Here is an 8,937-nt window from a genome sequence, read left to right on the forward strand (position 1 = left end):
GGAGAAGAGACACCCCCCGGCTTGTCCTGCGGAGGGGGAGGCGCCGGAGAAGGAATGGGCACCGGGGGGTTTGTTTGGGGGGGGGGGGGGGGGGAAGAAGACCCCCCCCTGTCCTCCGGGGGGGCGCGGGGCTCCCGTGAGGCCGGGGAGAGGACGGCGATCCGCCGCAGGGCACCGCCTCGCCCACTCACGAGGTGGCCTTCCCCCGCGGTCCACGCCGGGAAGCCCGCGCGGCAGGCGGCCCCCGCTACCGCGTCCGGGCGCGGCTCAGCGCCACTTCTGGGTGGCGGACCCGTTGCACTGCCACTGGCCGGCGACCGCACCGTTGTGGGTGGCGTCGCCCCAGATCTCCAGACACTTGCCCGAGTTCGCGTTTCCGAGCTCGCCGGTGGAATACCAGTACCACTGCTGGGTTTCCGACCCGTTGCAGTCCCACTGGCCGGCGCGGGCGCCGTCATTGGTGGCGTCGCCCCAGATCTCCAGACACTTGCCCGAGTTCACGTTGACGATGGTGGCCCAGACGCCGTTGTAGGACAGCCGCCATTGCTGGGTGGCCGATCCGTTGCAGTCCCACTGGCCCGCGCGGGCGCCGTTGCCGGTGGCGTCGCCCCAGATCTCCAGACACTTGCCGGAGTTGACGTTGACGAAGGTCCTCTCCCCGGCCGACAGCGCAGGCGCTGTCGCGGCGCCGGCGGTCGGTGCGGCCGCGAAGCCCGTGGTGATCGCGATTCCGGCGACAAGCGCCGCTGTTCCCTTACCGATCCGAAGATTCACAGCTCTCCTTGGAGGTAGGTGGCACCACCTGCCTTCCCTGCCGGGTTCCGGGGAAGCGGCGGGGCGAGCCAATGGCGGGAAAGCACGGGAGCCCAGCGGGAAGTCGACCTCGCCGGCCCCTCCCGTCCCCGCCGACCCGTCAGCTCTCCTCCGCCCGGCCCGGGCGCCAGCCCCGGGCGCGGGCGCGGGGGGCCACCGCGCCCGCCGCCGCGACCAGGGCGACGAGGGCGAGGGAGGACAGCGCGATCAGACCCGCCCGGTGACCGGCGTCGCCGGCGGGCGGGACGGGGGGCATGGTGGGGGCGGCGGCCGCGGTCGGCGGGGCCGGGGCGCCGGGCGCCGCGAGGCGGGTGACGGCGGCGACGGGGTCGACGGTGCCGTGGCCGTACTGGGGGTCGGGGCTGCGGTAGGCGGTGGCTTCCAGGCGCTGGGTCAGCTGGTCGACGGTCAGGTCCGGACGGTAGCCGAGGACGAGGGCGGCGGTGCCGGCCACGAAGGCGGTGGCGAAGCTGGGGCCGGCGCCGGTGTAGTAGCCGCCGGGGGCCGGGCCGGGGCCGGTGACGGCGTCGCCCGGGGCGGCGAGGTCGACGCGGCCGCCGACCGGGACGGCCGAGGGGCCGTCCGGGAGCGCGCCGCCGGGGGCGAGGTCGCGGACGGCGAGCACCTCGGGGTAGGCCGCCGGGTAGACCGCCGGGACGGCTTTGGCGGTTCCGGAGCCGTCGGTCGGGACGGTGTCGGGTGCGGCCGGGGCGACGATCAGCGCGCCCTTGCCGCGCGCCGCGCGGACCGCGGCGGCCAGGGCGTCGGTGCCGTTCGGCAGCGCCACCCCGACCGCGATGACCCGCGCGCCGCGGTCGGCGGCCGCGGTGATGCCCTGGGCCAGCAGGTCCGCCGAGGGGGTTCCGGCGTCGTTGGTGACCGGGACGGCGAGGATCCGGGCGCGCGGCGCGAGGCCGGCGAAGCCCGCGCCCTCGCGCTGGTCGGCGGCGATCAGGCCGGCCAGGAAGGTGCCGTGGCCGACGCAGTCCTGGGCGGGGTCGGGGCCGCCGGGCAGCTGGGCCAGGTCGAGCCGGCCGGCCAGCAGGCCGCTGCCGTCCTTGACCCCGGAGCCGAGGACGGCGACGGTGACGCCCTCGCCGCGGCTGAGCGGCCAGACCCGGTCGGGCCGCAGGAAGGTCTGCGGCCAGGGGGTGAGCTGGGTGCCCTTGGTCGACGGCGGCAGGCAGCCGGCCGACCGGCCGCTCGCGTCGCGACGCTGCTGGCTGACGCCGGGCAGGGCGTCGGGGCCGGCGGGCGTGTCGGCGGCGGCCGGGCCCGCCACGGGCAGCAGCAGCCCGGCCAGGAGCGGCGCGGCCACCGCCCGGGCCAGGGGCGCCCGCTTCATGCGAGGCTGCCGATCCGCTCGGCCGGGATGTCCTGCGGCAGCAGCAGGCTGAGCTCGTCGAGGTCCGCGATGTCCAGCCGGGACAGCCGGCCCGCCTGACGGGTGATCATCGCCTCCAGCACCTGCCGGGCGAACCGCCCGTTGCCGAAGGAGCGGTCGCGCGGGACGGCCGCGAACAGCGTGCCGAGCGCGGCCAGGGTCTCCGGGGTGCAGGTGTAGCCGGCGGCCTCGGCCTGCACCCGGACGATGGTGACGAGTTCGTCGTCCGCGTAGTGGTCGAAGGTGATCTCCCGGGAGAACCGGGAGGCCAGGCCGGGGTTGGAGGCGAGGAAGCCGCGCATCTCCTCCTGGTATCCGGCCACGATCACCACGACCTCGTCGCGGTGGTCCTCCATCAGCTTCATCAGGGTGTCGACGGCCTCCTGCCCGAAGTCCCCTCCGGAGCCGTTGCGGGGCGTCAGGGTGTACGCCTCGTCGATGAACAGCACGCCGCCGCGGGCGCGTTCGAAGGCGTCCCGGGTGAGCTGGGCGGTGTGGCCGATGTAGCGGCCGACCAGGTCGGCGCGGGCGGTCTCGATCAGCTGGCCCGAGGGCAGCACGTCGAGCTCGGCGAGGAGTTCGCCGTACAGCCGGGCGACGGTGGTCTTACCGGTGCCGGGCGGGCCCGAGAACACCAGGTGGTGGCTGATGGTGGCGGCGGGCAGCCCGGCCTCGACCCGGCGCCGGGTCTGCCGGGTCAGGTTGACCAGGTCCTCGACCTGCTCCTTGGCGGCGGCGAGGCCGACCATGGCGCGCAGCCGGTCGAGCAGGCCGGGTTCGTCGGCCTTCGCCTCGTCGGCGGCGGCCTGCTCGCCCACGTCGGCGGGCAGCAGCCGGGTGAGCGCATCGTTGTCGAAGTGCTCCAGTTCGGCGAGCCTGGAGGCCTGCCGGTCGACCATCTCCTCGAACACCTTGCGGGCGGCCCGGCCGTTGCCGAAGTCGGCGCCCTTGGGCATCCGGTCGAAGTGCGCGGCGAGCGCCTCCCGGGTGCCCTCGACGAGTTCGTACCCGTGCCCGGCGGCGGCGTGCTCGACGATCGTGGTGAGCTCCTCGTCGCTGTAGTTCCGGAACTCGACGGTGCGGCTGAACCGGGAGGCCAGGCCCGGGTTCGAGGCCAGGAACTCGCGGATCTCGGCCTCGTACCCGGCGACGATCACCACCAGGTCGTCGCGGTGGTCCTCCATCAGCTTGACCAGGGTGTCGATGGCCTCGCGGCCGAAGTCCGGTCCGGTGCCGCCGGAGCCCGCCGACAGGGTGTACGCCTCGTCGATGAACAGCACCCCGCCGAGCGCCTCCTTGACCACCTCGGTGGTCTTCAGGGCCGTCCCGCCGATGATCGAGGCGACCAGGTCGGCCCGGGCGACCTCGACCAGGTGGCCGCTGCGCAGCACGCCGAGTTCGGCGAGGATCGCGCCGTAGAGCCGGGCGACGGTGGTCTTGCCGGTGCCGGGCGGGCCGGCGAAGACGAGGTGCCGGCTCATCGGCAGGGCGGGCAGCCCGGCCTGCTCCCGGCGCCGGGCCAGCTTGTTGAGGTTGACCAGGGTGGCGACCTGCTCCTTGACGCCCTGCAGCCCGACCAGGGTCTGGAGGACGGCCTGCGGGCCCTGCGGTGCGGCCGGGGCGGGAGCCGCGGCGCCCTCGGCCGGGGCGTCCGACCCGTCGGCGGCGGGGGCCTCGCCGGGCTCGGTGGTGGCGACGGCCGCCGCGCCGTGGGCGTCCGGAGAACGGTTGTCCCGGCTGTCGAGGTTCTCCACGGCGAGGCGGTCGGTCGGCTCGGTCTGCCGCAGCCCGGCGCCCTGGTTCTCGGCGGCCACGCAGTCGGTGAGCCGCACGGGCTCCACGGAGTCGGAGCGCAGCCCGTCCACGGTGTTGTCGCTGAGCTGGCAGGCGGTCAGGGTGGCGCGGGCGCCGGACCGCAGGTGCAGCCCGTGCCGCCGGTTGGTCCGCAGCCGGGTGCGGGTGGCGGTCAGGTCGCCGCCGTGCTCGACCTCGGCGCCGTCCAGGGCGTTGTCGGCGGACTCGACGTCGCGCAGGGTGGCGATGCCCTCGGCGCCGACCGAGATCCCGCAGGACCCGCTGCCGCGCACCAGGCTGCCGCCGAGGTAGGTGTTGGCGCCGTCGGCGATCCGCACCCCGTGCCCAGCGGCGTCGACGACGGTGACGTCCTCCAGCCGGCCGCGCCCGTCGCGCAGCGCCTCGATGCCGTGGCCGCCGGCGGCGGTGACGGTGCTGCGGCGCAGCAGCGGGTTGGCGCCGTCGCGCACCACGATGCCGACGCCGGCCGCGTCCCGGACCTCCAGGCGGTCGAACTCGGCGGCGCTCTCCCCGGTGAGTTCGACGCCGTCCGTCCCCGCGTCGCGCACCACCGCCCGCACCAGGCTGGGCCCGGCCGACTCGCCGACGTGGATGCCGGCCAGGGCGGGGGCGGTGACCTCGCAGTCCTCCAGGGTGCCCCGGGCCCGGCCGGCGATGTGCAGGCCGTGGCCCTGGGGGCGGACGGCGCGGCAGCGGCGCAGCAGCGGGTCGGTGCCGTTGGTGAGGACGTAGCCGTGGGCGCGCACGGCGGTGACGGTGCAGTCCTCCAGCACGACCCGGGCGGTGGAGCCGATGAAGACGCCGAGCGCGCTGTCCCGGATCTCGGTGCGCAGCAGCCGGGTGGTGCTCTGCTCCTCCAGGGCGACGGCGGGCTTGTCGGTGGCGGAGATCTCGCAGTCCTCGACGAGGCCGCGCGCCTCGCCGTTGGCGCACAGGCCGTTGCCGCGCGCGTCGCGCAGCACGCAGCGCCGGACGGTCGGGTTGGCCCGCTCGCCGATGACCACGGCCGAGGTGCCCAGGTGCTCGATGACGCTGTCCTCGATCACGCTGGTGCCGGTGGAGGTCTCCACCAGCCCGGCTCCGGCCGGGTTGGTCACCCGGCTGCCGCGCATGGCGAGTTCGCCCTGCTGGCGGGTGAGCACGGCGGTCCACGCGTTGCCGATCACCTCGCAGTCCTGCATGGCCAGTTGGCCGCGCGGGACGTCGACGGCGGGCAGGTCGTCGTCCTGCCCCTGGAGCACCAGGCCGGTGAGCTGGACGGCCTCGGTGAGCACCTGGACCACCGAACCGCGGCGGGGACTGATCCGCACGCTGCCCCGGACGTCCTCGGCGGTGATGCTCACCACCTTGGTGAGCACCAGGTTCTCGTCGTACCGGCCGGGGCGGACCGAGATCACCGCGCCGCTGCGGGCAGCCTGGAGGGCTTCGCCGATCGTGCGGTAGGAGCCGGGCTCCCGCTGCTCCGCACAGACCGTCAGCACCGGGCGCGACATGCCTGGGGTTCCCTTCGTCGTGGGGCGTTGTTGTTCGGGTTGTTCGGGTTGGTCTGGTGGTTCAGGGGGTTCGGGCGGGGTCAGGCCGTACAGGTGGCGCGGACGGCGGCGGCGGCGTGGTGGGCGAACGTCTCGGTGCTGCCCGACCAGTCCAGGCCGCGGCTGTGCAGCGTCAACGAGATCGGGCCGCGGTAGGAGAACGGGCCCTGGTTCACCCAACTTCCCCGGCTGGCGGTCTGGTTGATGGAGAACGAGCCGATCTGGCCGCCACCGCTCTGCACCGTGTAGAGGCTGGGGTTGCCGCCGACCTGCTTCACGTCGCCGCTGGCCGGGATGTAGACGGACAGGGTGCAGCTGCTGACCTTGTCCACGGTGAAGGTCCAGACCACCGAGTTGCTGTTGTCGTCCTTGTTCGCGTCGCCGGACATCGGCATCGAGGCGTACGTGCCGTTGCAGCCGTCGCCGCCGTAGCCGCCCGAGTTGTTGCGCCAGCCCTTGGTGCCCTGGTCGTACCAGCCGTTGGTCTTGTACTGGCCGCCGCCCGAGCAGTACGGGCCGGCGATCACGGTGACCGGTGCCGGCGGCTTGGCGGCGGCCGGCGGCGGCGCGGGCTGCTGGGCCGCCGGTGGCGGCGCGGCCGGCGGGTTCGCCGGGGGCTGGTTGGGGGCCGGGTTGGCCGCGCCGCCGCCACCCGTGCCGCCGGAGGCCGAGCCGCCCGAGGCGGCCGCCGCACCGCCCTGGGAGCGGTCCGTCCCGCCGCCCGGGGCGGGGTTGGCCGCGCCGCCGCCGGGACGGGCGGCCGTACCGGCACCGCCGGCGCCGTTGGGGACGACGGCGCCGTTGGGAGCCGAGGCCGCCTGGTCGCCCGGCGAGGGTGCGGCCGAACCGTCCGGCAGCGGGACCACCGCACCCGGCTGCCCGTCCGGCGGGGCGCCCCCGCCGGTACCGCCGTGCTCGTCGAAGCCGGGGACGTAACCGTTGCCGCCGTCCCCGCCGCCCTGCCCGTAGCCGGGCGGGACGTCGGCCTGGGCCGGCCCGTGCTTGGGGTCGTTGCCGCCCAGCTGGGTGACCACCACGGAGGTGCCGACCAGCACCAGGCCGACGGCGACGGCCGCGGCGATCATCGGCCGGGAGACCCGGCCGGGGCGCGGCCCCGGGTCCGTGGCGCCGTCACCGGCCGGCTCGGCGGACGCGACGGCGGCGAGTGCCACCGCCTCGGGCGCACCGGGGGCGGTCGAGGCCGCGACGGGGGACGGCAGCGGCGCCGGCCCGATACCCGTCGGCGCCGCGGACTCGGGCTCCGCCTCGGCCTCGGGCTTCGATCCGGCCTCGGGCTTCGGTCCGGTCCGTGCCCCGCCCGTCGCGGCGCCCGCGGCACCCGCACCGGCACCGGCAGCCGCAGCCGACGGCGCCGGGAGCACCGCCGTCGCGGCGCTCGCGGGCTCCTGCGCCGGCTCCGCCCGCTCCCCGGGGTCCGCCTCGGCCGCCAACGCCCAGTTCACCGCCGGGAGCTGGAAGCCGCCCGCCCTCCGCTCCGGCTCGCCGCGCTGCTCCTCGCCCACCATGCATCCCCTGCGTTCGACGACACTCCTGTGGGGAGCTACGGCCCGCGTGGCCGAACCGGTTCAGCCGGACCGGTTCGGCCGGCCGGCGCGCTTCAGGTCCCGACCGTCCAGACCGGCTCCGCGGCCGACTCCGGCGGGGACAGCACGAAGGACACCGCCTGTTCCAGCACCGCCGCCGAGGGCTGCGTCCACGGCTCGTCGAGCTGCTCGCGCACGTGGGCGAGCAGCTCGGGGTCGGGCGCCAGCCCGTACTCCTCCAGGTAGTACGTCACGGTGTCGGTCCAGATCCACCGGCCGTCGGTGCGGAAGCCCATCGGCACGACGCCGCGCCGCCCCGGGTCGACCACGTCGTCCATCAGCATCGGCGTCAGCAGCACCGTCGCCCCGGCCCGCAGGTACCGGGCGACGGCCTCGCGATCCGCGCCCGCCGCCAGCCGCGGCCGGTCCGGTGCGAACCCGGGCCCGGTCACCGGATCCACCGCGTCGAACACCGCCGCCAGCCGGAACCCGCCGTTCACCGTCTCGCCCATCCCCGTACTCCTCCTGCCGATCACCACAGCCCTACGTTCCGTCCGACGGCCGACCGGCGGCCCGGGGTTCACCGGGGCACGCGAGGCCGCCGCTGTCGGTGCCCTCTGCGAGGATCACCGCACAGTGACACGAGGAGGCGCCATGGGCACCTGGGGCATCGGCCCGTTCGAGAACGACACGGCCGCGGACTTCGCCGACGCCCTGGACGAGACCGCCGAGGACGCACGGGAAGCCCTGGTCCGCACGGCGCTGATCCGCACCGTCCGGACCCGGGACCACCTGGAGTACCGCGAGGGAACGGAGGCCGTCGCCGCCGCGGCCCTCATCGCCGCCCGGTGCCCGGGCGACGGACCGGTCACCACGAGCTACTGGCCCGACCGGGCGCTTCCCGTCCTCGCCACCGACCTGCGGCCGCTCGCCGTCGAGGCACTCGACCGCGTGGTCGCCGGGGCGTCCGAGCTCGCCGAGCTCTGGGACGAGGCGCCCGACGGCACGAAGTGGCGCCAGGCCGTCAGGCGCCTGCGCGCCGTGCTCGCACCCGATCCCGAGCCGCAGGACGCGCTGTTCGACCTCTAGGCGGCGCCCAGGTCCAGGGCGTAGCGGGAGGGGTCGGCGGGGCGGACGCGGTCGGCGGGGGCGACGGCGTCGCGGCGGGCGAGCCAGGTGCGCAGCCGGTCCGGGCCCGGGCGGACGCCGCCGATCTCGTGGAGCAGCACCCGGGCCGGACGGCCCTCCTCCGGGGCGGCCGGCTCGACCTCGACCACCTCGAACTCCGTGCCCGGGGCGAAGATCACCGTCGGCTGGTCGCCCGGACCGCCGAAGGCCGAGCTGCGGCGGCCGCTGACGGACCAGATGGCGAACTCGATCCCGATGTCCTCCCCCAGATCCGCTCCGGGCGCCGCCAGACCGGTCACCGGGGCCCGCTCGGTCAGCACCGCGCCCGGGGCGTACCCGGCGAGGTCGCAGTCCTGCGCCGGGCCCGCGACCAGCACACCGCCGTAGTGGCTGGGCAGCCGCCGCAGGCCCGCGGCCAGGCAGCGCAGGTACGGGCCGTAGGGGCCGGGCGCGCCGGACCGGGCCGCCGCGAGGAGTTCGGCGCGCGGGGCCAGCGGGCCGCAGTCGCCGTGCTGCAGCAGGACGGCGACCAGTTCGGGGCCCTGCTCGCCCTCCTCCGCCCGGGCGCGCAGGGCGGGCAGCCGGGAGGCGACGTCCTCGGCCCGCCGCGCCAGGCGCTGGTAGGCGGGGCCGAGCCGGGCGGCCAGGGCAGTGGGTGAGGCTTGCGGGTGGGTGGGGGAAGAGCACCAAAAGCGCGTCCGGGGATGTCGGTGGGGGCTCA

6 protein-coding genes and 1 pseudogene are annotated in these 8,937 nt (G+C 76.1%); 1 reads left to right on the top strand and 6 read right to left on the bottom strand.

Features of this window, described 5'->3' with window-relative positions; translation table 11 throughout:
• Positions 1–267: 267 nt before the first annotated feature.
• The 5 genes from ACFVGO_RS10465 to ACFVGO_RS10485 all read right to left on the bottom strand — a co-directional run bounded on the left by ACFVGO_RS10465 (position 268) and on the right by ACFVGO_RS10485 (position 7,600).
• Positions 268–774 (bottom strand): RICIN domain-containing protein, encoded by a 507-nt coding sequence (locus ACFVGO_RS10465; protein ID WP_359899417.1) that lies wholly within the window; start codon positions 772–774, stop codon positions 268–270.
• A gap of 139 nt (positions 775–913) precedes the next feature.
• On the bottom strand, positions 914–2,158 hold the full coding sequence (locus ACFVGO_RS10470; protein WP_359899419.1) for a S8 family serine peptidase: 1,245 nt from the start codon (positions 2,156–2,158) through the stop codon (positions 914–916).
• Positions 2,155–5,505: a right-handed parallel beta-helix repeat-containing protein gene (locus tag ACFVGO_RS10475; RefSeq protein WP_380631367.1), complete on the bottom strand. Its 3,351-nt coding sequence runs from the start codon at positions 5,503–5,505 to the stop codon at positions 2,155–2,157. Before ACFVGO_RS10475 ends, ACFVGO_RS10470 begins: the two co-directional genes overlap by 4 nt.
• 80 nt (positions 5,506–5,585) lie before the next feature.
• The gene (locus tag ACFVGO_RS10480) at positions 5,586–7,070 is read right to left on the bottom strand and encodes a hypothetical protein (RefSeq protein WP_380631368.1); all 1,485 of its coding nucleotides are present in this window, start codon (positions 7,068–7,070) and stop codon (positions 5,586–5,588) included.
• Positions 7,071–7,162: 92 nt separating this feature from the next.
• Complete coding sequence (locus ACFVGO_RS10485) at positions 7,163–7,600, bottom strand: hypothetical protein (protein WP_359899425.1); 438 nt, start codon at positions 7,598–7,600, stop codon at positions 7,163–7,165.
• 142 nt (positions 7,601–7,742) lie between these two features.
• On the opposite strand from ACFVGO_RS10485, the gene ACFVGO_RS10490 reads away from it, so the two are divergent.
• A complete protein-coding gene (locus ACFVGO_RS10490; RefSeq protein ID WP_380631370.1) occupies positions 7,743–8,177 on the top strand; it encodes a DUF4259 domain-containing protein in 435 nt (144 codons plus the stop codon).
• On the opposite strand, the pseudogene ACFVGO_RS10495 reads toward ACFVGO_RS10490, so the two are convergent.
• Positions 8,174–8,937, bottom strand: a pseudogene (locus tag ACFVGO_RS10495) (hypothetical protein); the annotation flags it as partial. The gene ACFVGO_RS10490 and the pseudogene ACFVGO_RS10495 sit on opposite strands and share 4 nt — an antisense overlap.

Source organism: Kitasatospora sp. NPDC057738 (assembly GCF_042798815.1).
Taxonomy (GTDB): domain Bacteria; phylum Actinomycetota; class Actinomycetes; order Streptomycetales; family Streptomycetaceae; genus Kitasatospora; species Kitasatospora lactacystinica.